This window comes from Halolamina salina (assembly GCF_054653455.1).
The window spans coordinates 1-23,117 of record NZ_BAAIGE010000002.1 but is presented as its reverse complement, the minus strand read 5'-3'; the positions used below and the strand labels follow the sequence as shown (position 1 = coordinate 23,117).

Below are 23,117 nucleotides of genomic sequence, written 5' to 3'. Positions count from 1 at the left end.
CGGTACTGGCTGTGACCCGGACGGCCTAAAACCCGTGACTTTCCGTCCCCGGTGGGGGGCCGCCGCCGGCTACCAGTTCTCGCAGATCGTCTCGAACGCCTCGAACACCGCCTCGCCCTCCGCGGTGTGGGCGACCTCGGGATGCCACTGGACGCCGTAGAACCCCCGGGCGGGGTCGCTCATCGCCTCGACCTCGCAGACGTCGCTCCGGGCGGTGCGCTCGAACCCCTCGGGCACCTCGTCGACCTCGTCGGCGTGGCTGGCCCACACCCGCGTTTCGGGCGCGAGGTCGCCGATCAGCGGGTCCTCGTCGTCGAGGACCTCGACGGTCACGTCGGCGTAGCCGCCGTACTCGCCGCTGTGGGTGCTGCCGCCCAACTCCTCGGCCATGAACTGCATCCCGAGACAGATGCCCAGCACGGGCACGTCGAGGTCGAGGTAGTCGGCACAGCGCCCGACGCGGTCCATCGAGGGGCCACCCGAGAGCACGAGTCCGTCGGCGTCGATCTCGGCGGGGTCGGTGTCGTTGTCGAGTATCTCGGTGTCGACGCCGATGTCCCGGAGCGCGCGCCCCTCCAGGTGGGTGAACTGCCCGTGATTGTCGATGACGACGATCCTGGTCATGGGCGGGGTTGGCTGACGAGGCTCAAAAGCGCCTCGGAACCGGGGCGATATAGGCACGTCCGTGCAACCACAGCTCCGGTCTCAGAGCGAGAACGGGTCGAACCGCTCGTTCCGGCCGTTCCACTGCTCGATGTCGCGCTCCTCGCGGGTGTCGAGGTACACCTCGACGCCGTTGCCGTCCGGGTCATCGAAGTACAGCGCCTTGCTGACCCCGTTGTCGACCGGCGAGACAGCGACTTCGCGCTCGGCCAGCCGCTCGGCGGTCGCCCGGAGTTCGTCAGCGCTGTCGACCTCCCACGCGGAGTGGTAGAGGCCGACGCGCGGGCCTCTCGGGGCCGCCGGGACGCCGTCGTCGACCTCCTCGGCGCCGATCCCCTGGAGCGCGAGGTCGTGGTGGTGCTCGCCGAGGGAGAGGAACGCGTAGCGGTCGACGCGCTCGGTCACCTCGAGGCCGAGCACGTCGCGGTAGAACGCGACGGCGCGGTCGACGTCGGTGACTTTCAGGTGGACGTGTCCGAGGTGGTCGGCGGGCATGACCGGACCGACGCGCCCGAGCGGGGCGTGATTTGTGCCGGCGGCGGTCACTCCTCGCGGCGCTCGCTGGCCGACCGGAACCCCATCTCGGAGAGTTCCTCGCTACGACGGCGTTCGCGTTCGGCGATCCCCTCCGGGTCCGGGCTGGCGTCGTCGTCGATCCGGGCGAACGAGCGGTGGACCTTGGTGTGACACCAGCGACAGAGGCCGACCGTGATCTCGTGGGCGGTGTCGGCGTCGTCCTCGCCGCGGTTGCCGTAGGAGAGGTGGTGTTCCTCGATCAGCGGTCGTGCCTCCTCGTCGTGGGCGAGTCGGACCTCTTCCAGCCCACAGCGCGCACACGCCTTGGCGTCCGTGGTCGAGCGGTAGTGCGGGCAGCGCGACCAGTCCGGCGACTCGCCGTCGGTCGCCGCCGCCTCGGTGTCGGCGACGACGCAGGCGTACCCCTCGCTGCGGCGCTCGGCCGCGAACTCGGGGTCGCCCTCGGCGTGATCCAGCGCGTACCGGCAGCGGCCGTCGCTCGTGAGGTGGTCACAGCGCCCGGCGACCGCGTAGGGGTCGTCGACGCCAACCGGCGTCCCCTCGGGCGTCTCCTCCATAGCCGCGGTGGGGCGCGCTCGGCCTTGAACGCTCGGTCCCGGGGGAACGCTTAGTAGGGCGGCGGCGGGAGCGGGTGGCGTGCGACTCGTCCACCACCGCGACGGCGGGGCACGCCCACCGACGGCCGACGAGGCCGGCACCACAGACGAGGAGGGGAACGCCGACGGCGTCGAGCGGCGGGTACTCGCCGACGAGGTGGAGTTGGCCGAGGGGCCGCTGGCGCAGGCGCTGGGGCTGATGTTCCGCCGGTCGATCCCCGAGGGGTACGCGCTGGCGTTCCCGTTCGAGGCGCCGGCGAGCCGGACGATCCACACGCTGTTCGTGTTCCGGCCGATCGACGTGCTCTGGCTGGTCGACGACGAGGTGGTCAACGTCGAACGCCTCCGGCCGTTCCGGGGGCTGGCCCACGGGCTCGCGGACACGGTGGTCGAACTCCCGGCGGGCGCCGCCGAGGGCGTCGAACCCGGCGATACGGTCGAGATCGTTGCGTGACGGCCGGCACGGGCCGTCCCCGGCGGGCGGCCGTCGGTCGGTGCCGGTACGGCCCTGACCGTACGTGTAGATCGAGTGCAATATCCCGCCTGAAACTGTCGGTTGTCCGTCCAGTATCCGATATTTTACTCGTTTTCGGAAAATCGAGAATAAGGTAACTACTATGTGCACAGTTTGCATAGGAGGCTCGTGTCGTTCTCACCCCACGGAGTCCGGCCGAAACACGGCGTCTACTCTCTGGGGCTGCTCTGTTTCGGGCTCGGGGTCGTTCACCTCCTCACCGAGGGGGAGGGGCTGGGAACGCTGCTCGAATCGGTGATCATCTGCAGCATGTCGGGGCTGGTCCTCGTGACCGGCTATCAGCTCCCGGCCCGGCCGATCACGAATCGGGGACAGTGGCGAACGGTCGGGGTCGGAGCGGGGGTGACAGTGTCGTTCGCGCTGTTGGCGTTCTCCATCTGGCTGATCTGGACGCTCGAAGGGGACCAGACGGAGCTGTCTTTCCTCCTCTCGTTCGCGAGCAGCCTCGGGGCGGCGGTCGGCGTCCGCGGCGGGCTGTACGCGATCGAGTCCGAGGAACGGCTCGACGAGGCTCGGGACCTCACGAACCTCCTCACGATCAATCAACGGGTGCTCCGGCACAACCTTCGAAACGAGCTCTCCGTCTCGCTCGGCTACCTCAAGAACATCGAGGCGGCCGATCGGTCGGGGGCGACGACCGAGGACGTTCGGATGATCGAGAAGCACCTCCGACGGCTGCTCACGACGACCGACCGGACGAGGGAGATCGTCTCCATCTGGGAGCACGACCAGACCGCGGAGTTCGACCTCGCGGCGGTGGTGGAAGAGCAGATCGAGCGGGCCAGAGCGGAGCATCCGGGCGTCGAGATCAGGACACGGTTCGAAGCGGACTGCCGTGTGAAGTGTCACTCGGCGCTCCCCAAAGCGATCAGGGAGGCGCTCGAAAACGCGATCGAACACACCCCCGAGAACACGCCGATAACTGCCCGCGTCCGGCGAAATGAGGACGGGATGGCGGTGCTGGAGATCAGCGACAGGGGGAGAGGAATCCCCAAGTTCGACGTCGAAGCGATCGAGGGGCAGCGGGAAACACCGCTCAACCACACGCAGGGGCTGGGGCTGTGGATCATCTACTGGACCGTCAAGATGTCCGGCGGAACGCTCGACCTGCTGGAGGGCAGTCCGCAGGGGACGACCGTGCGGATAACGCTCCCGGAAGCGAGGTAGTCGGTGGTACGGGCGCGCCGGCCGTCGACGCCCCCCGGACAGCACTACCGCTGTGCGCTGTTGATCGACTCGAAGAAGTGGGACCGCCGAGGTCAGGAGTCCACTTCCTACTCGGGTCACGCGGAATCACCTCCGTTGTCGTCGAGCCGATCAAGGTGCTGCCGACGGCTCATCCCGCGCGTCAGCTCGAACGGCTGGTCGTACACTTCGTCGAGCGAGGTGTTCGCTTTCTCCTCGAGATCACGACGCGGCCAGCCCTTGTCGCGGTGCCAAGTGTAGCTCCCCGTCCGGATTCTGTGGGGAGATCGCGCGCTCGGACACTTGCTTCCGCGGCCGTGTTCGCGAGCGACGCACTCCTCCGGATCGCGGTCGTGCGGGCACTCCCCGCCCCAGTTACACGGCTGGGTGAGGATGTACATCCAGTTCCTAATCGACGTATCTGCCAGCCGGCCGCCGCCCTTCTTCGAGGTCAGCAGCGGCTTCCGGCCGTCCTCGTCCTCGATCTCGTGACGGTTCACCCGGATGTACGCCTCGAGCACCTCGGCGGTGTCGTCCGAGATGTTGATCACGCGCTCGCCGTCGGTGCCGTTCTTCAGCGTGGTGTCCGACGCCGATTCCGGACGGTGCCGGGGGTAGATGAACGGCGTCTCGGCCTCGTCGATCACGTCGTCGACGACCGCGGGCGTGTAGCCGTCCTCGAGCAGCTGGCGCCGAAGGCGTCCGAGGTCGTCCTCCTCCAGATAGAGATCCCGGAGGTCCAGCCCGTGGATCGCGCCGAGCCGCATCGTCGTCCGCCAGATCAGCATGAACGAGACGTGCTCGCGCGAAGCGTACTCGTACCGCTCGAGGTTCTCGAGGATCGTCAGCGCACGCTGGGCGGGTAGCGTCTCGGTGTTGACCCGCTCGTCCTTCGAGAGCTCCGGCACGTCGAGCGCTTCCGCGACCTCGGGCAGCACCGCGTTCAGCTTGGCGGCGTGCTCGAGCATCCGGCCCAGTGTCCCCCACTCGTTCTTCTGGGTAGACTCGGTGATCCCCTTCGAGAGTCGCTCAGACTCGTACTGCTTGATGTGGCGGGTGGTCAGATCGTTCAGGTCATCGATTCCCTCGCGATCGCAGAACCGGATGAAGTGGATCGTCCGATCCTCGTAGGAGCGGACCGTCGAATCGGCTTTCTCTTCCTGCCGGTCGAGCCAGTCCTCGCGAGCCTCGCGAGGTGACATCGGCTCGAGGTCGGCCTCGGGGTCGATGGACTCTCGCAGGTCGTCGAGTTGGTCCATCACGTCGGAAACGTCGGGATCGTCGTCGTCGACTTCAGAGTCGTTTTCACTAGTCAAGGTGGGCCTCCCCAGCGGAGCCATAGTCAGAGGTTCCACTTTCACCGCGCCGTAGTGTCATTTTTACATACTCATACACTATCCCGACGTATGGCAGAGAATGACTCTGAAGGCGGCAAGAGAACAGCAACCGCGATGGGTACAGGAGCAACGCTCGGAGCAACCCTCGGTGGTCCCGGAGGAGCACTAGTTGGCGGAGCGATCGGCGGTCTACTCGGATACGCCTCAGAGACCGAGGACGAGTCGTAGCATTCGCGCGGAGAGAATTGGCTTGAGCGTCCTCTGGAGAACTACGGTCGCTCACTGGTTCTCACCTCGCTGAAGCTCTCGGAGCTGCTGCTGGAGGTACCGCTTCACCTCTTCCACGTCCGGCCGGCCCGGCGTGTCCTCGAGGACGGCGACGACGAGCTGATCAATCTCGTCGAACGGATCGGTCTCCGGGTGCTCATCCACGATCTCGTCGGCCACGTCCATCCAGTCGGGACTGTCCTCGGTCTCCAAGTCGGAGAGTTCGGACGCTTCCACACGGGGCTGGGGCACCTCCACGTCGGCGACGAGTTCGGGAACGTCGACATCCGGGATCGTGACGTTCAGCGTGAGGCTCGTCGCGAGTTCGTGGGTGCCGAGTTTCGCGGCGTCGGGCTTCGACTTCCGCGTACGCGTCGTTCCTTCGCGCCAATTGATCACCAGCCAGTTCTCGATCGTCTCCTCGCGAGCGCCGCCGTCGGTGACGAGTTCCTTCTCGTCGTCGTTGGCTTCCGGGTACGCCGGTCGCTCACTAGCCGGGAGCCGGTAGAGTTCCAGCTTGTCGCCGTACTCCACGCCCTCAAGGTCGAACGGGATGATCTGGTCATCCTCGGGCGGTGTCGGCGCGCCGCGATCGCTGAAGGGGCGACAGAGAGCCGTCGTCTCGGTGTCGATGCTGATCGAAGAGTACCCGACACGCTCGTAGAGGTCTTCGACGGTATCGTCTGGCAGGATGTAGGTCTCGAACTGACCGACCTGAACGACGGTTCGGTCTTCTCCACCGTCGGCGACCAACCGCCCGCGAGTGCCCTCGTAGATCCGCGCGGCCGTCTCCACGTCCCCGGCCGCGTTCATCGCCCGGATTGCGCTGTTCGCGAACGCGTTCTCGGTGTCGTCGGCGACGGGCTTCAGCACCGTGTCACAGCCACAGGAGCGCTTGGTCTTCCCGGGGCCGGCAGTTGTCGTGTGGTCGTACGGCTGTCCGCAGTCGTCACAGATCGAATCCTCGTCGCTCATTCGTCATCACCCCCGTCGGCGACAGCGGGGCGCCGAACGTCCAGCTCAACCCACCCCTCCCGTTGCTCGCGGAGCATCCGCCAGCCGGCGTCGGTCAGCGTGTAGCTGTTCGTCCGCCGGTCGAGCGCACTCTTCTCGACGAGTCCGGCGTCGACGAGCGCGTCGAGGTTCGGGTAGATCTGCCCGTGATTGATCTCGTCACCGTACCGGGCCCCGAGGCGCTCCTTCATCCCGAGCCCGTGCATCCGCGCGTCGTCGTTCTCCATCCGCGCGAGCGTCAGCAGGCAGTCGCGCCTGAACGCGGTGAGGTCGTACCACGAGACGCCGCCGTCGGCGATGAGATCGTCGTCGTCAGTGAAGACGTGTTCGACGCGGAGCGACTTGCACTTCGGGCAGGCCATCGCGAGGCCGTGCGTATCGAACCCCTCCCGGTCTTCCGCCGCGAAACCGCACTCGAAGCACTCGAAGCGGTCGCGCGACATCCGTGTCCCGCCGTCAATGATACTGTTGCTAGACTGTTCGCTGTCGGTACGTTTTTCGTCGTCAGAAGCGTTGGAACTCATGGTCTCGTGAAGTCCGGAGATAACCCTCTCCGAGGGTGATGCTCTGGCTGTGCGAGGCCGTGGTGCTCGGCCCAGTGCTCCCGACTTTGGTAGGGAGGAGAGCACTGGGTCGAGACACACCATTCTGAACGCGCGGCTCAGAAGGCGGCGGGACGGTCAGGACCGAGGTTTCAAGCCCCGGCGCGGCGTCGTCGTACATGGCTTTCGTGCCTGTCTCACGAAGGCCCGCGCGGACCCGTGTCACCAGCACGGGGTCCGCTTCAGTTTTCGAGCATGGACCCATCGGCGACCGACGGGTCCGCGAGAGACCTTCGTTACAACGTGCATCGGCATGGAGGACCTTAACTGTTAGGCTAAAAGACCTATTTCGAGAGTGTATATAACCTACCAAACTTCTTGAACGGCTGGAAATAAGCCCCAGCAGTCGTACCGTGGGTTCGAATGCGCCCCCGGCCAGAGTGGATGTCTCTGAACGATACGGTCGTGCTGGAGTTTCTCCATGAGCACGATCTAGAGCTTCCTCCGAAGGCACTCTGGGCGAATCTGAATCGGCACGGGCACGATATTGGGTACTCGACAGTGCAGCTGAGACTGTCCAAGTTGGAAGACCACGATCTCGTCGAGAAAGCCGAGTCGGGGTACTACCAATTGAGCGGGAAGGGAGAGCAATGGCTTGACGACGAAATCGGGATCGAAGAGATGGAAGACTAATGCGCGACGAGACCCTCCACAAGCTGATCATCTGGACGCCGCTGTTCGTTCTGCTCCTCGGCATCGGGCTCGTTGCATTCATTGCGTGGGGCATTTACTGACCGCTACTGCCCCGACAGGACTAGACCGGCGACCGCGTCTTTGACTGGAACCATCCACGCAGGCAGGTCTTCGACGTTGGTCCGGATTCCCTCCTCGAAGGCACGCTCGACCTCGATTCCGGAGGAGTCAATCTGGAAGTCGAAGCTCCACCGGCCGGCAGCTCCGGCGGCGACGATGGCCATCTGCGAGCGTCCGTTACTGCTCACCTGGACGAGGACGTGCGTCGGCGTCTCGTCGTCGATGGACTCGGCGTCGAGGCGTTCGGTCGGGTCGATTACGAACTCCGCTGTGCGACCGCTCTCGGTCTGGCTCTTAGTGGCCATATCTAGACACAGCCACGTTACCGACAAGAGTCTCGTCCGGCGGGTTCCGGACGGTTCCGGATAGAGAGAACCGCAGTACTCAGCCGGGTATCGATGTTCCGGGCCGAGTTCCGGACAACCCTCTCTGGAACTGGAGTCTGAACGGTTGGCTCCCACCGTGGCATACCACGGCCGACCGTGTTCGGATCAAGGGTGATCCGGAAAAACGAACGCCTGCGTCGGGTTTCCAGACACGAACCCCGTGTTTCCGACCACGAACTATAGATTGGCGATCTCCAACCCGCTGTGATAGAATAAACTGTTCTAAACTGTCTATAGGCTCTATTATGCCACCTACACTAGTGGAAGATGCGATGTTCGAAGAGAAAACCCCAGAAATGGAGGATAGATCACAATGAGTGAGTTTGTAGAAGCGATCGAGGCCGCCTTCGCGCTCATCATCGGCGGCATCGTGATGCTCGTGTTCGGATCAGTAGCAACGAGTGAATTATTTAACTTCACTCTCATGGGTGTACTGTATCTGTTCGCCGGGATAGTGGGAGTAGTACTCGTCACCGCAGTCGCGGTCCAGACACTGTTCCGATAATGAGCATGACCAAGAATGGAATCCTCTCGACGCACGACGGGAACGGAACCCATCCAGAAGAACTGCTGAACGTCCTCCGGGAGAGCGACAAGCTAGTACTTGGAACCGGGGATATAGCAGGTGCTGTCGACCTGAGTGATACGGCTGTTCGAGAGCATCTTAACGCCCTTCAGGAGGACGATCGAGTAATAAAGCAGCAGGTGGGTGGAGCAGATGTTTGGGGCCTCCCACCGACGGAGATTCAGAACCCAATACCGCCCGAATTGGACCGGCTCGCCCGGTTCAACAAAGAGATGCGTGAATTTTTCGAGGTGACCCGGTTTCTCGGAGTCGGGTTCATGCTCCTCGGGGCGCTGATCGTCATGGTCGCCATCTCTGATCCAGTAACTTCCGCACTATCGATCCAGTTGACCGATGCCGCACTCATCGTGATAGGCGCCGGCCTCGCTGCTTCCGGGGGTGCAACATGGTTCCTAGGCGGAGGTCTTGTCCTCATCACGAAGCTTCTGGAATCGAAGTCATAGCATCGAAATAAACCTCAAATAATCTGGGAAAGTGCGTAAACAGAGATAAGGAGGTAAGGAATAGCGAGGACAAACGGAATCTTCCGCTCAACACGAGTATGGGTGATGTAGTTTCTCCAATTATCACCCTCGTCGAGAATCTCCCATTCGTCGGCGAACGGCTCCGCCGGAAGATCATCCTCCATCGAGTTGATTACTTTGTACTTCCCGCTGTTTAGCTGCTTGTAAGAGACGATACTGAGATACCAGAGGATACAAAGAGCGAATCCGAGAAGTCCGGCAAGCAGTAGGCCTACCTCCTCAATTATCTGGGTATCCGTAAGTACAGAAAGGACAGCAAGAGTCCCAGAGAGCAACAGAACGTAAAATCGGTTGTTCCGCATACGCCGGTTGCTGACGTTCAGCGTCGTGTTCACATAGGCTGTATACTGGTCAATCAATTCCGTTTGATCGGAATCAGGGGATTCACTATCGTCGTTCATGTTGCATATTCGTCGATCGCGTTCAGGATCGCCTTCCCGTCGGCTTCAACAAGCTCGACTGCGTGATCCTGAACAATTCCGGGGACACGGTCATTCTCTGCAGGAATCACACCAATAATTGGCTTTTCCATCTCGTTTGCCATCTCAATCTCTTCTTGGATCCAATCACTGTACGTGACGTACATCCCGGATAGCACGAGTACGACAGAAGCCGAACGCATTTGATCTCGGATTTTCTTCCGGAGGTGATTGGGAAGCCGAGCATCAAGTGGGTCGTCCGAGGAAACGCTGTGGTCAAAGTATTCGAAGCCGTTTGCATCGTCAAGGAGTTCTTTGACCTCCTCGAAGTGCTCCTCATATGCCCAAGAGTGGCTGATAAAGACCCGGTGGGCTTGCTCTGGATCCGGAGCTGTACTACTACGTGATTCGCCGAAAACCTTCCCAAGGGCAGCAAGTCCAATACCACCTAGGGCAAGTGCTGCGAGAACTTTCCCTTTTGAAGACTCAGCTCCGTTTGACGACTGGGGTACGGGCTGAGATATCTGGTTATCATCTGACACAGGGTTAGAAACAGACACACGATACTTCGATGGTAACTCGATGATCTGCATCTGATCCAACCCTTCTTCGCACTCGTAGACTCTCCAGAGGCCCTTGATGCCCGGCCCTTGAGCTTCAAATCTTGGAGGAATCGGACCTACCTCCTCCTTGTCTATATCGATTGGAACGGGTGATCTTCTAGCTCGATCAAAGTGGTGTTGCCAACTCATTAGACGATGATTCCTGTGTTTGAAGAATAAACTTGGCTGGAGCACGGTGAAAGTGGAAATACTGAATAGTTCGGTTTTGTACCCTCCCAAAGTATACGTGGCCGATACTGGGTCAAAACCAGTAGGGAGACAAGAATCAAAACATAGACACGGAGCCGTTCACCCGCTCAGCCAACTGCTCTTCGATGTCGCTGCGTCGGAAACCACCCGGTGCGAGCACGGACTCAGCCGCTCGACAAAGCTCATCCCGGTAGAAATCGGCGTCGTACCGTTCAGGCTCCTCGTGTAGGAGGGCAACGCGAGCCCGACCGTCTTTCTCGTCGTCGACGACCACATACTCCACGTCCTGCCCGGGGTTCTTCTCCAAGCCGAGATCGGACGCGCGCTCCAGTGCGGCGACGTTCTTCGTCGTCTGTGTGTACTCCTCCACGCGCTTCGAGACGCGGTTCGTGATCGCTAGTCGAGTCGGATCCACGTCGCCGGTGCGGAGTTCCTCGATAAACTCTCGGAGCCGCTCGCACACCCCCTCGGGCGAGCGCGTTCGTCCGAACTCCTGCATCAGTTCCAACTGCGCGGTTTCGACGAATTCCGGCGTCGATCGCTGCCGTGCCTCTATCCCGCGACGCTTGTAGCTCGACGCCTCGTCGACGGGCTCTCCGGCTCGCTTCCCGAAGTATCGCGTCAGCGCGCCGGCGTCGTCGTTGCGCCGCGGGCAGAACGCGATCCAGTCGTACGCGGCCTCGTACTCCAGCCGGATCTCCACGTCCTCGCTGATCTCTTCGGCGACCGCCTCCAGGCCAGTCTGCTCGCGATCGTCCATCGGCGTCACCCAGAGCGAGTCGACGATCCCGTGGACGACGCGCCAGCCGTGCTGCTCGAACGTCGCCTTGGCCTCAAGGATGATCTCACGAGCGAACGCGTTGATTGCCTCGTGGCACTCGATCCGGCCGAACTTCGCGTTCGAGAACCCCTGATACCCGAAGCAGGAGACGAGGATCCACTTGATCGCCGACGATGCTCCTTCGAGCACCTCGGTGTCGCCGTCCTCCTCGCGAATCCGGCGCTTGATCTCGTCCCGATCGTCGATCAGGGGCTGGAGCACGTCGGGGAGATATCCCGGCTCCGGGCAGATCGAGTACCCCAATCCCGACACGTCCTGACGCTCGGGGTGACAGTCACAGCAGACCGTCTCCGGCGAGATGTTCCGCGTACACATGATGTTCGGATAGAGGCTGGAGAAGTCGAGTTCGTGGACGTTCTCGTGAACACCGACATCCGGTGAGAACGTGTACCCTCCACGATCGGCCTCCTCCAGCGTGGCAGCGCTCTTGAAGAACTCCGGCCGCCACGCACGCCAGGGGACGAGCACATCCCGATCCAGCGCCTCGCGGATCTGGATGGCGGTGAGGATGTTCCCGATGCTCGCCCACGACGCCTCCTGTAGCGGCTTGTGCGAACGCTCTACGAGGTCGAGAATCCCGTGGAGGTTGGCCTCCTTCAGAAAGAAGGAGTTCGAGGCGTCGACGAGCACGCGGCCCGGAACGTTGTATCGAGCCGGCGAGTGTCCGATCCGGCCGTAGCTCTCGTACGTACTCTTCGTCGCTAACTGTGTGTACCCCGGCTCCCGACCCAGTTGGAGCGGCTTGTCGTCGACGGCGTTGAACAACTGGGGGATCAACTGGGCCGTGGAAACTCGCAGGACATCCGGATTGTGCTCCTGGATCAGCGCCTCCACGTCACGGGCGATCGTCGACGGATCCTCTTCGAGGACGTACGTCTCCCCACTCGAGGCCGTCACTGTCACTGACCTCAGGCCACCTGACTCCGTTATCGGCGGCGTTTCGAGTTCCATCATCGTCGGCTCCCGGGCCGGCGCCGGATCGGTGCCGGTCTCGACGCAGTACCGGAACTCCGGCGAGAGGTCGACGTTGTAGCAGCGATACTCTCCCGGTCGGCCTAACTGCGTAATCGTCGACGCTAACCGCAGAATCACGTCCAGATTCATCACCTCTACGGCCAGCATTTCGCACGCATCGTGGCGCCAACCGGGGCGATGTTCTTCCCTCTCGACCTCGGCCACCTCGGGATGCGCGCCGATCGACGATTCGACCTCGTTGAGCGAACCGTCGGTAGTGTTGACGTAGAACCGAGGCCGGTAGCTCACCTCCTCGCGCTCCGCTCCGGATTCAGTAAGCGACCACTCGACTGCGGTTTCCTCGTCGGGGAAATCGATACAGTAGGTCACTCTGTACCCTCTAGTTCCTCCTCGAGCGTAGCGATCCGACGCTCCTGTGCGAGCACGATCGACATCAGGACCAGATCGAGCTTCCGTTCCGTGTTCTGGTACCCTGCGGCGTCGGCGTGTCCAGCGGCTTGTTCCCAGAGGTCGTCCCAGTGCTGCTGGTCACGATACCGGAGCGCCCGGCGGAAGTCACCCCACTGCTCCTCGAGACGCCGGAGACTGTCGCGGTACGTTGGGTTAGACCGTCCCACGAGCAAACACCCCTGAAGAGATGTTGGCGGTCTCGTGGATCGGCTGGCGGGCTTGGAGAACCTCCTGCCAGAACGCGATCGTCGTCTGAACCCAGCCATCCTCCAGCTCGTAGACCATCGTCTCGAACTCATCGCCGACGAACCGCGGCCCCATCGGTGTGTCCTGAACGGCGAGAGTCGATGTCGCCGCGGTCTCGACTGGCTCGCTGAACCCGTCCGCCTTCGAACGGGTGCACAGAACCGGAATTTCGTACTCACGGGCTACCCCGGCCAGCTTGGCAAGGGCACGAACCAACATCTCCTGCCCGTCATCACCTTGGAGATCACTCCCTCGATACAGGGCGTCGATGTCCGGTAACACGACCACCTCGGTGTTCTCGCCGAGATTCGCCTCGAGGTTTCCGATGAGCGCGGTGTGCTGATAGGGAGTGAATCCTCGAGCCACGTCGACCCGTTCGAGCACCCGTCTATCCGGAGACACCTCGGCGAGCGTGTCTGTCGTGCAATATCGCCCGGTCCCGACCCAGACTGCGCGACCACTTTCGAGTAACAGGCGGTCCACCATCAGGGTCTGAAGAGGTAGACGCGGGTCGTTCTCAGCTTCGACCAGCGTAATACCTGAATCGAGTGACGGGAGTTCAGGGATCGTCAATGATGGGGAGTCGTTCCTCTGGTGTAGCATATCTCCAACAACCGGGAACAGCTCCAAGAGTGTCTCTCGGGAGGTTCCGAACGGTTCCGGATAGGCCAAAACCGCCCAACGGGGACGCGGAGACGGTAGTTCCGAACGGTGTTCCGGAGGCTACTCCACGATCTGGTACGTTTTCGCACCTCCCTCGCTATCTGTGGTGATCAGGTTGTAGTGCTCGAGCTTCGGAAGGTGCCGCTCTCGAAGCGCTCGGAGCGTGATCGGGTCGGGGTGTTCTCGCTTGTAGTGCTCGTAGAGTTCTTTCTGGATCAGCGGACCGGCCTCCTCAAGACACTCGTAGAGGACACGCTGGTGGTCGTTCAGCTTCGAGATCGCTTTCTGGCGCACCTCCTCTTCGGCGTCAAGAACTGATTCGCGCACGAGACGACGTGGAATTGACGACAGTCCCTCGTCGGCTGCCTTGCGTGCCGAAACCCGCAGCGCCGTGATGGCCCGACGAGCGTCGCCGTCGGCCATCTCGGCGATCTCCTTCAGCGTCTCGCGCTCGACAGCCCCCGGATCGAGACCCTGACTGGCGCGTCGGGCGAGAATCTCCGTCACTGTGTCGGCAGTGTATCTGTCGAATTGAACCCGATATCCAACTGAGACTCGCGAGCGGACACGCTCCTCAAGGCGGGCAAGGAGGTCGACCTCGCGGTTCGCGATGCAAATCCAAGAGAGCCCGTAGATCGAATGGAGATCGTACAGCGTGTCCGGATCGCGAAGCTGGTCGACTTCATCGAGAATGATCACACTCGGCGAGTCGAGCGACGACTCCAGCTTATCGACCAAATCCCGCGCTGGGGCATTCTTCGGCACGGCCGCGTTGGCAAGGTCCTTCGCGGCACGCTCCAAGACGCCGGAACGCGTCGATTCCTTCCAGCAGTTCACGTATGCCGTTGGGACCTCGAGTACCTCGCGCCGGAGTTCCCGTACGGCAGCTCGGGCGACCGTGGTTTTTCCGGCACCGCTCGGCCCGAAGAGGTAGCAGTTCTCGGCGCGAAAGCCGTCCTCGATCGGCGCGAGAGCGTCGGTGACCTCGTTCATCTGGCTGTTTCGGCCAACTATCTCCCGTGGGAGGTGGTCTTCGTCGAAGACGGTCCCGTCTCTCAGCATCTACTCAGATTAGACAACGGAACACTCCATAAGTGGAACCCCTGCAGTTCCGAATGGTTCCGAATGGCGCGGAGGATTTGATGCCGAGAGCATTCGGACAGCCCTTGAGGGTGGCAAGCAGTGGAAAGTATCAGCGGAAGACCCAGCAAACGACCAATAGCCTCTGAGACGACGGCTCTTCGTGCAGAGATCACTGGTGGGCAAAGCCAGTTACTCTTCGCTGTGCCACTCCACGGTCGAGAAGACGTGATCGAGTTGGTCGGCGAACTCCGTGTCCTCAAAGGCGTAATCAATGTCGTCCTTAGACGCCACGCCGTCAGAGCTGAGTGCGTACTCGACGAGGTTTCCAAGATCGCGAATCACCGCGGCGATTACGTCGTGATCCTCGTTCGCGAAGTAGATCGCCGCTTCACGACTGGCGTCTTTCAGGGTTTGCCTGTCTTGGATGAGGGGATCGTTGTCTTGCCGGGCTTGGTTCAGATCTGAGGCTAACTCAACGATCATGCTCCGGAACCCGGATTGTGCTCCTCCGTAGACTCCTCGGGTTTCGATGGCCTGTTCGAGGTCCGACTCGGGGTCAACAGAGATATCGAGATCGGGGTTCTGGAGGTGATAGTCTAGGGTCTTCAGCAGGTTTTTACAGAATATATAGTCGTCTTGGCTAAGCCCGTAGAAGTCTTGGATGAACTGTTTCGCCTCGTTTCGGGCTGTGTCTTCCTTGTTCGTCTCGCCGATGCTGTCATAAAACATCGCTTCTGCGAGTTTCGAGATGAGGTACCCGAGGCCCGCTACGAGATGGATGTCTTGGTTGGTCGTTAGTCTGCGAATCGTCTCGGTGATCTCTTCGAACGTCTTCTCGATCTTGTCGTCCTTGTTGTGGTCCTCCAACGATCCCGCGAGGGTGACGGCTCTCGCGACTTCGGTTACTAGGGTCTTCTCCGGCGGTTTGTCTGTCTCGGTCTCCAGAATTTCTTCGACAGGCTTTGAACTCTGATCGTCGCCGTTCGCTCGTTCGGTGACATCTGACCAGTCTACGTCCTCCTGCCCACTGTAGTAGAGCGATAGACTAGTTTCCGCTTCGTCTTCGTTTACAGCTGGATCTTGGAGTAAATTCACCAGTTGCTGTTCTTTCGACTCCTTGGTTGGTACTTGGTCAAGGTGTAAGTCAACCATTACACCGGTAGCGAACCGATCCCCCGTGGTACGTGCAAACTCTTCGACTGCCTCGGAATTAGGGTTGCTTCCCAGAACAAAGTCCCACAGAAAATCCTCCAGAACGTCGATTAGAGGGCTTTCAGTCACGTCGTTCGCGTATATTGTGGCACACTCCCTGTGTTGTTCTGCGAGACGTTCTTCAGATATAGAGTTCCTGAGATAATCGTGCAGCAGATCGTGTGGTTTGTAGACCGGATACGAGTGGTGGCCGATCTTCTCGAGCACCGATTCGCGGTAGAGGCTCTGTAGTTCTCTCCTCGTTTTCGTTGTATCCTCCCCAATAAGTTTTGAGACAATATCTCGACGGAATTCCGACAGAGCACAGATGTTTCGAAGTAATCGTTCTTGGTCCTCGGCGAGTTCGTTCAGGAATTCACTCTCGAGGTAGCTGTGAATCTGAGACTCTGGGAGGTCGTTGAGTGCGGACTCGACGCTACTTTCGACAGCTATCGAGGCAAACCGATTCAGGTAGTAAGGATTACCTTTGGTGACTTCTACGACTTCTGAGATTTCTTCCTCCGATGGGTCGAGTCCTGCTTCCGATAGGTACGCTTCAGTTTCCTCCGTGTCGAATTCACCTAGTTCGACTGTAGTGATCGGGATGTCGTGCTCTGTAGCCAATCTTCGTTGAGAGCCAACACAGAAGACGACGTTCTCCGGAAGGTCTCTTGAGAGACTTTTGAAGAGGCGGTCGAACTCCTCTTGCCTAGCTTCGACTCGATCGTAGTGATCTAGGAGGACCAAGAGCGTGCAGTCGGGGTTTAGGTTAGAGAATTCCCCGAGGAAGTCGGTCAAGATTTCTCCGTACAGTGGGACGTTAGAGTCTGAATCTTCTTCGGGGAGGAGGTGCTTACCCACTGAGAGAGTGCTAAGTCCGGGTACGACTGCGCCGCCTCCGGCAGAGAGTAGGTCGATGGCGGGGTCCGTGTACTTAGAACGAATTACCCGGTGAAGGGCCTGTTTGGCCCTCTTCGTCTTTCCCGACGGAACTTCTTCTTTCCACCGTTCTTGGAATTCTGCCCCGAACTGTTTGATACTAGTTAGCCCGCTGTTGAACTGGAAATCGAGGACGAAGACGTCGTCTTCATCCGCGTACTGCTGTCTGATTTCTTCGAGAAAGCGTGTTTTCCCGTGACCACTAGGCCCGACTATGGAGTAGAAAGACCCACTAGAAGATTCGATTCCGTCAAATACAGTCCGTAGCTCTTCCTGACGATCGATAAACGAAGGAAGCTGACTCATGGAAGAAGATGTTGTCTGATGGAATACCTTCTTCCGTAATATATCCTCTGTTAGTATTCCTTTTCGATAGACTCGAGCGTGTCGTCTATGCTCTGGATCTGGTTTCTTAGAGAGTGGACGCGTTTCTCGACCATCTCGTCGTCGCTACAGTCGATTTCCGCCCGTAGGTACCTCGTCTCTTTTTGGCACCTGCTTAGATCAGACTCGGTGATTTCGAGGGCTTTCGATTTAGATAGGTCTTCTCGGCGTTCTGAACTACGCCAAAAGAGGACCCCGAACTTCTCCCTGAAAAATTCGCCAGCCCTCATTGATATTGGGCAATTGGGCTCGTCCCGATCATAAAAATCACGGTTAGTTCAACGGTCAACGAAATTAGTGGGGACAGTCTATCGGACTGACTCAACCTACTTCTTGCACAAGTCGGAAGCGACCCCCCGCAAACCCGCCCCGATCACGGCCGAAACCCGGTCGGTTCTCACCCATTATGTGCGATCTTCTTCTACAAGGCTCTATGCGATTGGAGGCCACCAACAAGCCGGATCAGTACAAGTGCTGGCTCACCGACGACGAGCTGGAGGAGCTCCGCCGCGCGGCCTCGAGCCATCGCGACGACCTGATCGTTCAACTCGGCGGCTACGTCGGCCTCCGGGCGTTCGAGATTCCCCAAATCTGCCCGAAGCACGTCAAGCGGACCGAGGACGGCGACCACTTCCGGCTCCGCGTTCCGGAGGGGAAGGACACGACCGGCGGCGGTGGGAAGCCCCGGGACGCCTACCTCCCGCGCGACGTGGAGGGCGACATCCACCGCTACCAGACCGCCGAGGACATCGGCCGCCACGAGCAGCTCGTCGATCTCTCCGAGCGGGGCGTCCGGGCGGTGGTCAAACGCACGGCCGAGCGCGCGGCCGAGGCCACCGGCGACGGCGACTTCCGCTACGTCTCGAGCCACGATCTCCGCCGGCGCTTCGCGCAGCGGCTCCTCGTCGATCGACAGATGAACCCTCGCGTGGTCATGCAGGTGGGCGGCTGGGACTCGTTCCAAGCGATCGAGCCCTACCTGAACGCGCCGACGCCGAGCGTCGTGAACGAGGCGTTCGAGGAGGCGGGGTTCGCGTAGTACAGGCGTGGGTTCGATCGTTTTCGGCCTCTCAGGGTAAAGCCTAAACAATACCATCTCCGACCGTTTGACATGGCCGACCCGGCATCATACGGCGATCTACTCCGTCTCATCGCTCTATCACTGCCTGCGCTTGCTCTACTTCTCGTAGCGTTCTCCAATCTGAGGGAACTGTTCGAAATAGAATCACTCAATTTGGGGATTGTTCTGGTGTTAGGTTCAGTATCCTTCATGGGCCTCGCTGCAATATTCTCGATAACGCCGTTCGCGTCCGGGTTTGGTGGCTCACCGCTCAGGGTTTATATTGTGTTTTTCGGGCTTATTGCGGCCCTTATGTGCATCACAGTTGCTTCTGGGATAGCTGCTTTCAGTGTCTTCTATGAGAATATTCTCTAGAACTCAGTCGTCGCGCTTCCCGGGACGGCGAATCTCGGCCGTGTCGTCGCCCTCCTCCGCGTAGAACGGTATCTGGTCTCCCTGCTCGATCTCCCACTCCTCGGCGAGCGGACTGGGGATCGTGACCGTCACGCTGCCCTTGGTTTCCTGTGCGGTCCGGCAGTCCGCGAATCGTTCCTCGATGCCCATACGTCTCGACTCTCGTGGTCTATCATAAAACGGGAGAACCGAACAGATTCTCATAAAGTCTATTAGATTCCCCCCAATTTTCTGCGATTTAGGCGCTGTCGTTGCCATTCGCGAGTATCGGCCGAGCGGCTCGGCCGACGACAAGTATGGACGACGACACTCGGGGCTCTGAGACAGAGCCCGACACGGCGGAGAAAAGGCACGACCCACAGCGCTGGGAGCGCCGGAGGCGGCGATGGTGAGGACGGTCCGGAAGCGGATCGCGGACCGGATCGCGCCGTCCTCGACGACCTGCTCAGCCTGCGGGATCGAGATTCCTGACGACTCGATCTTCTGCCCGCGATGCGGAGCGCGCGAGCCCGACGCCGGAGAGCCCGGCGTCGTGATCCGAGGGGTGTCAGAGGAGACCTCGGAGGCGCTCACCGACGCGCTGCAAGAGGTCGGCGTCGACGAGGACCTGATCCAGTATGAGTGAGGGCGACCTCCCGGCAACACAGAGCGAGCAGGATCTCCCAGAGCCGGAGGGTGGGGTCGATCTCGAGGCAGGAGAGCGGCTCGGATCAGCAGCGGACGCGATGGAGGAGTTCAACCGACTCCTCTGGCAGTTCGCCCGTTCGCTGATCATCGTGGTCGCGATGCTGCTCTCGATCTCGATGCTCGTGATCGCGTACTACGGCGCCGAGTTCATCGTGGGGCTGGCATGATCCGGGATCGACTCCGACCTCGAGCGTCGGCGCGCCAGTTGGTAGCGGCGGCGGGGCTGCCGTTGATCGCCCAGTCGGTGCTGTTCCAAATCGCGCTGGCGGGTGGGGAGTTCTACGAGGAACCGAACGGTAGCGTCTATCAGAACCCGGACGGCGCGGGCTGGGGAACGACCTACTACGACTACGGGTTTTTCGGGCCGTACTGGACGCTCGATCTCGCGCTAGTCGCGAGCGTCGGCGTCGCCGTGATCGTCTCGATCCTCGCGATCCTCGCGGTCGAGTACCGAGTTCGGCGCGGCGCCGGCGTCGACGACAGCGCTGACCCAGCGGGGGCCGCAGCGTGACGCCGAGCTGGTCGCCGACGGGGATCGACCTCAGCGAGAGGTTCCGCGCCTACGTCGACGGACTCCGAGAAACGCACGACAACCGCGCCGAGGACGGCGGAAACGTCCATTCTGAGTTCATGACCGAAGACACTACTGACGAGACAGCATCGACTACGACCTACCGAGACGCGTTCTTGGGGGCCGCACACTTCGCGCACCCGGGGAGTGTCACCTTCGCGTTCCCGGCGATCTCGGACACGCCGATGGGTCGGCGAGCGTTCCTCGCCGGCGTCGGCGCCGCCGCCGCGACCGCAGCGACGGCCGGTACGGCAGCCGCCCAGTCCGAGACCGAACAGCAGGACCTCGTTCCCAACTTCGACAGCGAGTACACGCCCCAGCCGCGGCTCACGGGGCGCGCAGTTCCGCGTGACCGAGCACGACGTGGCCGACATGGGCGAGCTCGACTACGTCGACAACGACGGGAACATCAAGTCGTTCACCGAGGAGTTCGGGGCCGTCCTCGCCGAGCCGCCGGAGGCGGACGACGAGACCCACAACCCTGTGGGCTTCCACCCTAGCGAGATCGACACAAGCGAGTACACCGCGTTCCCGCGAGACGTGACGCGGACCAACGCCGACGGCGAGGAAGAGCCCGTCTCCGCGCTCGACGCCCAAGAGTGGACGACCGACGCCTCGAGCACTGCCGGCTCGATCACCGTCGGCGACGCCGAAGACGCGCTCACGGTCTCGACCTCGAGTCAGACGAGCGGCGATGTGGCCTCGGCGACGTTCTCGAACTTCACGATCGACTCCGGCGAGCAGCGGAAGATGCTCCAGTTGGTCCTGGACGTGAACACGCTCGAGGCCAGCGCAGTGGTCAACGTGAAGGCCGTCGACGCCGGCGGTGCGTCGGTCGTCACGACGATCGACTCGGCGGCCGACTCCGCGGCAGAGTCGACGATCGCGACCACACAGGGTCAAGGGGATCGTCTACCAAGTCGAGCTCGGGAAGCTGTCCGGCGGGACGAACCTCGACACGCTCGAGGAGATCGTGATCGAGATCTCCGAAGCCAACGCGGACCTGACGATCCACGGCCTGAACCTCGAACTCGACACGGAGTGGACCCTTCGGCGAGCGCGAAGTGTACGACTCCGCGGAGGAGACGGTGGTCACGGAGACACTCGTCGAGCCGACGGGGATGTCGTGGATCACGTCGCTCTCGACGCTGACCGAGCAGTTCAGCGACGCGACGATCCGGAACCTCGAGTACAAGACGCAGGTCCGCGCAGACGAGTCGCCCGCGAGTAACTGGGACGCGGCGATCGAGCCGGTCGAGCGCGGTACCTACTCCCATCGCTTCAAGATGGCTGGCGGGCTCGAGGTTCCCGGAGGCCTGTACGACGTAGACGTAGTCAAGGCGGGGACGCTGGTGGGCGAGGTCCGGCACCCGGAGAGCGCCTATCAGACCGTCGAGTACGCACACGACCTCTCCTCGCTACCGACGCTGGACAATCTCGATGAAGTATCGTGGACTGATGTCACCAATCACTTCCAAGACGCCGAGATGGAGGCCGAGGTGACGATCTCGCAGAATGCTAGCGCGGGCGACCAGATCGGCATCCACGCGGTCGTGACCGAGGACGAGGGGATCGTCACCGAGATGGCGGTCTCGTCCGGCTCCGGCGGCGGCGGTGCTGCACCGATGTCGAACAACAGCGGCGGGTTCATGAGCGATCCGATCGGCTGGATCGTGGCTGCTCTGACCGGCGTGGTCGGCACGCTGGGCATCTGGAAGGCCCGAGGCTCGGGTCAGGGGCAGTAGGATGGCCGACGACTACACTGCCCAAGACGCGGTCGAAGACGGGACTACTGGCGTCGAGGAGCAAGGCGTCGGTGGCTACGCGCAGGGCGCGGTGATCGGCTCGTCGCTCTCGGCGCTCGGGATCGCGATCGCGAGCTTCATCCTGAACCTCCAGTCGACGATCTTCGAGCCGATCGGCGCGTTCACGGGATCGATCGCTGACTACATCGGAGGGACGATCGGCGCGCCGGTGATCATCACTGACGCGGGCGCGGAGACTTCCGCCGAGTCGTTGGCTACGGGTACAGCGTCGTTGCTGGGGCCGTTCGCGTTCCCGGTCGCGGTGCTGGTCTCGGTCGGTGGGATGAGCATCTTCCTCTGGTGGATCACGAACACGGAGATCAACCCGCTCTCGGTGTTCTCCGACGAGGACGAGTAACATGAGCGGCGCCGACACCGACCCGGACCAGTACATCGAGGGGGGCTCTATCGTCTGGACCGGACGGAAGGGCCTCGCGGCCGGGATCGTCGGCACGTTCGTCACCCTCCTCGGGTGGATGTACGCGTCCTTCATCGATCTGATCGTGACCGGGATCAACGGCGTGATCTCGGGCTACGGGTCGTGGTACGCGAAGCTGCTGAGCGCCCCGTTCGAGGCCGGAGCGGGCGAGGTAGAGGCTGCGATCGAGACGGGCAGAACGGCGATCACATCGTGGGGACTGCTGGCGTTCCCGATGGCAGTGCTCGTGACCGTGCTATCGCTGTCCCTGATCCTCTGGGGGGTGTCTCGCTTTGTCTAGTGATTCCTCGCTCAACACGATGAGCGGCGGATCGAGCGGGAGCACCTCCGGAGACGGTTCGAGTGGGAGCTCCTCCAACGGAGGCTCCGCGATGGAGAAGTTCGCGAACGACCCGGACGGGTACATTCGCGGCGTCGTGCTGTCGATCTTCGTCGGCGGGATTCTCGGACTGGTCTCAGCGGTCGTGGGCTCCGGGATCAACGTCATCTCGACGATTCGCGGAGTGCTCCTCGGCGGCGGCTCGGAGATCGCTTCGCAGCTGGGGAAGATCGGGGACATGTTCGTCTCGGTCGCTGTCGACACGCCGATCAGTGCGATAGGCGGGATCGCGGAGTCGGCCGGGGTTTTCGCCCCGTTGGTCTCGGCACTGATCTTCGCCGCGGTGGCGGCGATCACGGCAGCGCTGCTGTACGCGACCTACCGACTGGTGGTGATCATCACATGAGCAAGCGCGACGGCGGGCTCGCTCTCGGGATCGGGGAGTGTTCGCAGCGGGCGCGGATCTGCTGATCAACGGCGGAGGCGCGCTCATGCTCGCGCTCGACTTCTTCCTGAACCAGAGCGGGCTGATCTACATGGTCACGGCGAGGCTGGCGGCGGCGGCGCCGAACGTGGCGTGGCTGCCGGTCGGGCTCTTCTCGAGCCTCTCGACGGCTATCGCCCTCGTGACGGCCGTGTACGGGCTGTATCGGATAGCGAAGAACCTCAACGAACGACGGAACTCAAACTCATGACGGATTCCGAACAGATGAACGACGAACAGACACCCCGCATGCGGGGGGAGGTCGATCGACGATGATCCCCCTCTCGACGCTCGCCGTCGTGGCGGCCCTGGGCGGCCTGCTGTCAGTGGTCGCGCTGTGGGTGATCAAC

At 61.6% G+C, this 23,117-nt stretch carries 34 protein-coding genes; 16 read left to right on the top strand and 18 right to left on the bottom strand.

Going from position 1 to position 23,117, the window contains the following annotated elements; translation table 11 throughout:
- Window positions 1–69: 69 nt before the first annotated feature.
- The 3 genes from ACYQZ5_RS00445 to ACYQZ5_RS00435 form a co-directional block, all read right to left on the bottom strand.
- Window positions 70–624: a GMP synthase subunit A gene (locus tag ACYQZ5_RS00445; protein ID WP_379731815.1), complete on the bottom strand. Its 555-nt coding sequence runs from the start codon at window positions 622–624 to the stop codon at window positions 70–72.
- A gap of 81 nt (window positions 625–705) precedes the next feature.
- A complete protein-coding gene (locus ACYQZ5_RS00440) occupies window positions 706–1,158 on the bottom strand; it encodes a VOC family protein (protein WP_379731814.1) in 453 nt (150 codons plus the stop codon).
- 47 nt (window positions 1,159–1,205) lie between these two features.
- Window positions 1,206–1,757: a DUF7097 family protein gene (locus ACYQZ5_RS00435; RefSeq protein WP_379819013.1), complete on the bottom strand. Its 552-nt coding sequence runs from the start codon at window positions 1,755–1,757 to the stop codon at window positions 1,206–1,208.
- A 79-nt stretch (window positions 1,758–1,836) separates the two neighbouring features.
- On the opposite strand from ACYQZ5_RS00435, the gene ACYQZ5_RS00430 reads away from it, so the two are divergent.
- Together ACYQZ5_RS00430 and ACYQZ5_RS00425 are read left to right on the top strand one after the other, a co-directional pair.
- Window positions 1,837–2,250, top strand: coding sequence for a DUF192 domain-containing protein (locus ACYQZ5_RS00430; RefSeq protein ID WP_459844736.1), 414 nt, complete (start codon window positions 1,837–1,839; stop codon window positions 2,248–2,250).
- Window positions 2,251–2,439: 189 nt separating this feature from the next.
- Complete coding sequence (locus tag ACYQZ5_RS00425; RefSeq protein WP_379730399.1) at window positions 2,440–3,498, top strand: sensor histidine kinase; 1,059 nt, start codon at window positions 2,440–2,442, stop codon at window positions 3,496–3,498.
- 116 nt (window positions 3,499–3,614) lie between these two features.
- Here the strand turns inward: ACYQZ5_RS00425 and ACYQZ5_RS00420 are convergent, their stop codons facing one another.
- Window positions 3,615–4,832, bottom strand: coding sequence for a tyrosine-type recombinase/integrase (locus ACYQZ5_RS00420; RefSeq protein WP_379730400.1), 1,218 nt, complete (start codon window positions 4,830–4,832; stop codon window positions 3,615–3,617).
- A gap of 54 nt (window positions 4,833–4,886) precedes the next feature.
- Here ACYQZ5_RS00420 and ACYQZ5_RS00415 point away from each other — a divergent pair, with 54 nt between their 5' ends.
- The gene (locus tag ACYQZ5_RS00415) at window positions 4,887–5,081 is read left to right on the top strand and encodes a hypothetical protein (RefSeq protein WP_379730401.1); all 195 of its coding nucleotides are present in this window, start codon (window positions 4,887–4,889) and stop codon (window positions 5,079–5,081) included.
- A 51-nt stretch (window positions 5,082–5,132) separates the two neighbouring features.
- Here the strand turns inward: ACYQZ5_RS00415 and ACYQZ5_RS00410 are convergent, their stop codons facing one another.
- Together ACYQZ5_RS00410 and ACYQZ5_RS00405 are read right to left on the bottom strand one after the other, a co-directional pair.
- Window positions 5,133–6,095 carry a hypothetical protein gene (locus tag ACYQZ5_RS00410; protein WP_379730402.1) on the bottom strand — a complete coding sequence of 321 codons (963 nt, stop codon included), beginning with the start codon at window positions 6,093–6,095 and terminating at the stop codon, window positions 5,133–5,135.
- Window positions 6,092–6,577 carry a PadR family transcriptional regulator gene (locus ACYQZ5_RS00405; RefSeq protein ID WP_379730403.1) on the bottom strand — a complete coding sequence of 162 codons (486 nt, stop codon included), beginning with the start codon at window positions 6,575–6,577 and terminating at the stop codon, window positions 6,092–6,094. Before ACYQZ5_RS00405 ends, ACYQZ5_RS00410 begins: the two co-directional genes overlap by 4 nt.
- Before the next feature lie 543 nt (window positions 6,578–7,120).
- Here ACYQZ5_RS00405 and ACYQZ5_RS00400 point away from each other — a divergent pair.
- Window positions 7,121–7,369 carry a winged-helix domain-containing protein gene (locus ACYQZ5_RS00400; RefSeq protein WP_379730404.1) on the top strand — a complete coding sequence of 83 codons (249 nt, stop codon included), beginning with the start codon at window positions 7,121–7,123 and terminating at the stop codon, window positions 7,367–7,369.
- Between the two features lie 104 nt (window positions 7,370–7,473).
- Here the strand turns inward: ACYQZ5_RS00400 and ACYQZ5_RS00395 are convergent, their stop codons facing one another.
- The gene (locus ACYQZ5_RS00395) at window positions 7,474–7,794 is read right to left on the bottom strand and encodes a hypothetical protein (RefSeq protein ID WP_379730405.1); all 321 of its coding nucleotides are present in this window, start codon (window positions 7,792–7,794) and stop codon (window positions 7,474–7,476) included.
- 394 nt (window positions 7,795–8,188) lie between these two features.
- On the opposite strand from ACYQZ5_RS00395, the gene ACYQZ5_RS00390 reads away from it, so the two are divergent.
- Window positions 8,189–8,380: a hypothetical protein gene (locus ACYQZ5_RS00390; RefSeq protein ID WP_379730406.1), complete on the top strand. Its 192-nt coding sequence runs from the start codon at window positions 8,189–8,191 to the stop codon at window positions 8,378–8,380.
- Window positions 8,380–8,904 (top strand): helix-turn-helix domain-containing protein, encoded by a 525-nt coding sequence (locus tag ACYQZ5_RS00385; protein WP_379730407.1) that lies wholly within the window; start codon window positions 8,380–8,382, stop codon window positions 8,902–8,904. The genes ACYQZ5_RS00390 and ACYQZ5_RS00385 overlap by 1 nt, the downstream gene beginning before the upstream one ends.
- A 14-nt stretch (window positions 8,905–8,918) precedes the next feature.
- On the opposite strand, the gene ACYQZ5_RS00380 is transcribed toward ACYQZ5_RS00385, so the two are convergent.
- The 8 genes from ACYQZ5_RS00380 to ACYQZ5_RS00345 form a co-directional block, all read right to left on the bottom strand.
- On the bottom strand, window positions 8,919–9,386 hold the full coding sequence (locus ACYQZ5_RS00380) for a RipA family octameric membrane protein (RefSeq protein ID WP_379730408.1): 468 nt from the start codon (window positions 9,384–9,386) through the stop codon (window positions 8,919–8,921).
- Window positions 9,383–10,156 (bottom strand): TIR domain-containing protein, encoded by a 774-nt coding sequence (locus ACYQZ5_RS00375; RefSeq protein WP_379730409.1) that lies wholly within the window; start codon window positions 10,154–10,156, stop codon window positions 9,383–9,385. Before ACYQZ5_RS00375 ends, ACYQZ5_RS00380 begins: the two co-directional genes overlap by 4 nt.
- Before the next feature lie 136 nt (window positions 10,157–10,292).
- Entirely contained in the window at window positions 10,293–12,401 is a 2,109-nt protein-coding gene (locus ACYQZ5_RS00370) for a type B DNA-directed DNA polymerase (protein ID WP_379730410.1), read from the bottom strand.
- Window positions 12,398–12,649, bottom strand: a complete 252-nt coding sequence (locus tag ACYQZ5_RS00365; RefSeq protein ID WP_379730411.1) for a DUF8156 family protein — start codon at window positions 12,647–12,649, stop codon at window positions 12,398–12,400. The genes ACYQZ5_RS00370 and ACYQZ5_RS00365 overlap by 4 nt, the downstream gene beginning before the upstream one ends.
- Entirely contained in the window at window positions 12,636–13,331 is a 696-nt protein-coding gene (locus ACYQZ5_RS00360) for a hypothetical protein (protein ID WP_379819011.1), read from the bottom strand. The genes ACYQZ5_RS00365 and ACYQZ5_RS00360 overlap by 14 nt, the downstream gene beginning before the upstream one ends.
- A 120-nt stretch (window positions 13,332–13,451) precedes the next feature.
- Window positions 13,452–14,453, bottom strand: a complete 1,002-nt coding sequence (locus ACYQZ5_RS00355) for a Cdc6/Cdc18 family protein (protein ID WP_379730413.1) — start codon at window positions 14,451–14,453, stop codon at window positions 13,452–13,454.
- Window positions 14,454–14,663: 210 nt separating this feature from the next.
- Window positions 14,664–16,910, bottom strand: a complete 2,247-nt coding sequence (locus tag ACYQZ5_RS00350; RefSeq protein WP_379730414.1) for an ATP-binding protein — start codon at window positions 16,908–16,910, stop codon at window positions 14,664–14,666.
- A gap of 50 nt (window positions 16,911–16,960) precedes the next feature.
- Window positions 16,961–17,218 (bottom strand): hypothetical protein, encoded by a 258-nt coding sequence (locus tag ACYQZ5_RS00345; RefSeq protein WP_379730415.1) that lies wholly within the window; start codon window positions 17,216–17,218, stop codon window positions 16,961–16,963.
- Window positions 17,219–17,421: 203 nt separating this feature from the next.
- Between ACYQZ5_RS00345 and ACYQZ5_RS00340 the strand changes: the two genes are divergently transcribed.
- Together ACYQZ5_RS00340 and ACYQZ5_RS00335 are read left to right on the top strand one after the other, a co-directional pair.
- Window positions 17,422–18,027: a site-specific integrase gene (locus ACYQZ5_RS00340; protein WP_379730416.1), complete on the top strand. Its 606-nt coding sequence runs from the start codon at window positions 17,422–17,424 to the stop codon at window positions 18,025–18,027.
- Between the two features lie 72 nt (window positions 18,028–18,099).
- Window positions 18,100–18,423, top strand: a complete 324-nt coding sequence (locus tag ACYQZ5_RS00335; protein ID WP_379730417.1) for a hypothetical protein — start codon at window positions 18,100–18,102, stop codon at window positions 18,421–18,423.
- Between the two features lie 3 nt (window positions 18,424–18,426).
- Here ACYQZ5_RS00335 and ACYQZ5_RS00330 read toward each other — a convergent pair whose 3' ends face one another.
- A complete protein-coding gene (locus ACYQZ5_RS00330) occupies window positions 18,427–18,612 on the bottom strand; it encodes a hypothetical protein (RefSeq protein WP_379730418.1) in 186 nt (61 codons plus the stop codon).
- Between the two features lie 235 nt (window positions 18,613–18,847).
- Between ACYQZ5_RS00330 and ACYQZ5_RS00325 the strand changes: the two genes are divergently transcribed.
- The 3 genes from ACYQZ5_RS00325 to ACYQZ5_RS00315 are packed head-to-tail and all read left to right on the top strand — an operon-like array spanning window position 18,848 to window position 19,660.
- On the top strand, window positions 18,848–19,087 hold the full coding sequence (locus ACYQZ5_RS00325; RefSeq protein WP_379730419.1) for a zinc-ribbon domain-containing protein: 240 nt from the start codon (window positions 18,848–18,850) through the stop codon (window positions 19,085–19,087).
- Entirely contained in the window at window positions 19,080–19,316 is a 237-nt protein-coding gene (locus tag ACYQZ5_RS00320; RefSeq protein ID WP_379730420.1) for a hypothetical protein, read from the top strand. Before ACYQZ5_RS00325 ends, ACYQZ5_RS00320 begins: the two co-directional genes overlap by 8 nt.
- Window positions 19,313–19,660 carry a hypothetical protein gene (locus tag ACYQZ5_RS00315; protein ID WP_379730421.1) on the top strand — a complete coding sequence of 116 codons (348 nt, stop codon included), beginning with the start codon at window positions 19,313–19,315 and terminating at the stop codon, window positions 19,658–19,660. The genes ACYQZ5_RS00320 and ACYQZ5_RS00315 overlap by 4 nt, the downstream gene beginning before the upstream one ends.
- 387 nt (window positions 19,661–20,047) lie before the next feature.
- Here the strand turns inward: ACYQZ5_RS00315 and ACYQZ5_RS00310 are convergent, their stop codons facing one another.
- Together ACYQZ5_RS00310 and ACYQZ5_RS00305 are read right to left on the bottom strand one after the other, a co-directional pair.
- The gene (locus tag ACYQZ5_RS00310) at window positions 20,048–20,317 is read right to left on the bottom strand and encodes a hypothetical protein (protein ID WP_459844752.1); all 270 of its coding nucleotides are present in this window, start codon (window positions 20,315–20,317) and stop codon (window positions 20,048–20,050) included.
- An 83-nt stretch (window positions 20,318–20,400) separates the two neighbouring features.
- Window positions 20,401–20,613: a hypothetical protein gene (locus ACYQZ5_RS00305; RefSeq protein WP_459844750.1), complete on the bottom strand. Its 213-nt coding sequence runs from the start codon at window positions 20,611–20,613 to the stop codon at window positions 20,401–20,403.
- Window positions 20,614–20,784: 171 nt separating this feature from the next.
- Here ACYQZ5_RS00305 and ACYQZ5_RS00300 point away from each other — a divergent pair, with 171 nt between their 5' ends.
- The 5 genes from ACYQZ5_RS00300 to ACYQZ5_RS00280 all read left to right on the top strand — a co-directional run bounded on the left by ACYQZ5_RS00300 (window position 20,785) and on the right by ACYQZ5_RS00280 (window position 22,978).
- Window positions 20,785–21,465 carry a hypothetical protein gene (locus ACYQZ5_RS00300; RefSeq protein WP_459844748.1) on the top strand — a complete coding sequence of 227 codons (681 nt, stop codon included), beginning with the start codon at window positions 20,785–20,787 and terminating at the stop codon, window positions 21,463–21,465.
- A gap of 1 nt (window position 21,466) precedes the next feature.
- On the top strand, window positions 21,467–21,883 hold the full coding sequence (locus tag ACYQZ5_RS00295; protein ID WP_379730423.1) for a hypothetical protein: 417 nt from the start codon (window positions 21,467–21,469) through the stop codon (window positions 21,881–21,883).
- A gap of 1 nt (window position 21,884) precedes the next feature.
- Window positions 21,885–22,244, top strand: a complete 360-nt coding sequence (locus ACYQZ5_RS00290) for a hypothetical protein (RefSeq protein ID WP_379730424.1) — start codon at window positions 21,885–21,887, stop codon at window positions 22,242–22,244.
- A gap of 91 nt (window positions 22,245–22,335) precedes the next feature.
- Window positions 22,336–22,689: a hypothetical protein gene (locus tag ACYQZ5_RS00285; protein ID WP_379730425.1), complete on the top strand. Its 354-nt coding sequence runs from the start codon at window positions 22,336–22,338 to the stop codon at window positions 22,687–22,689.
- An 85-nt stretch (window positions 22,690–22,774) separates the two neighbouring features.
- Window positions 22,775–22,978 carry a hypothetical protein gene (locus ACYQZ5_RS00280; protein WP_459844746.1) on the top strand — a complete coding sequence of 68 codons (204 nt, stop codon included), beginning with the start codon at window positions 22,775–22,777 and terminating at the stop codon, window positions 22,976–22,978.
- Window positions 22,979–23,117: the final 139 nt, after the last annotated feature.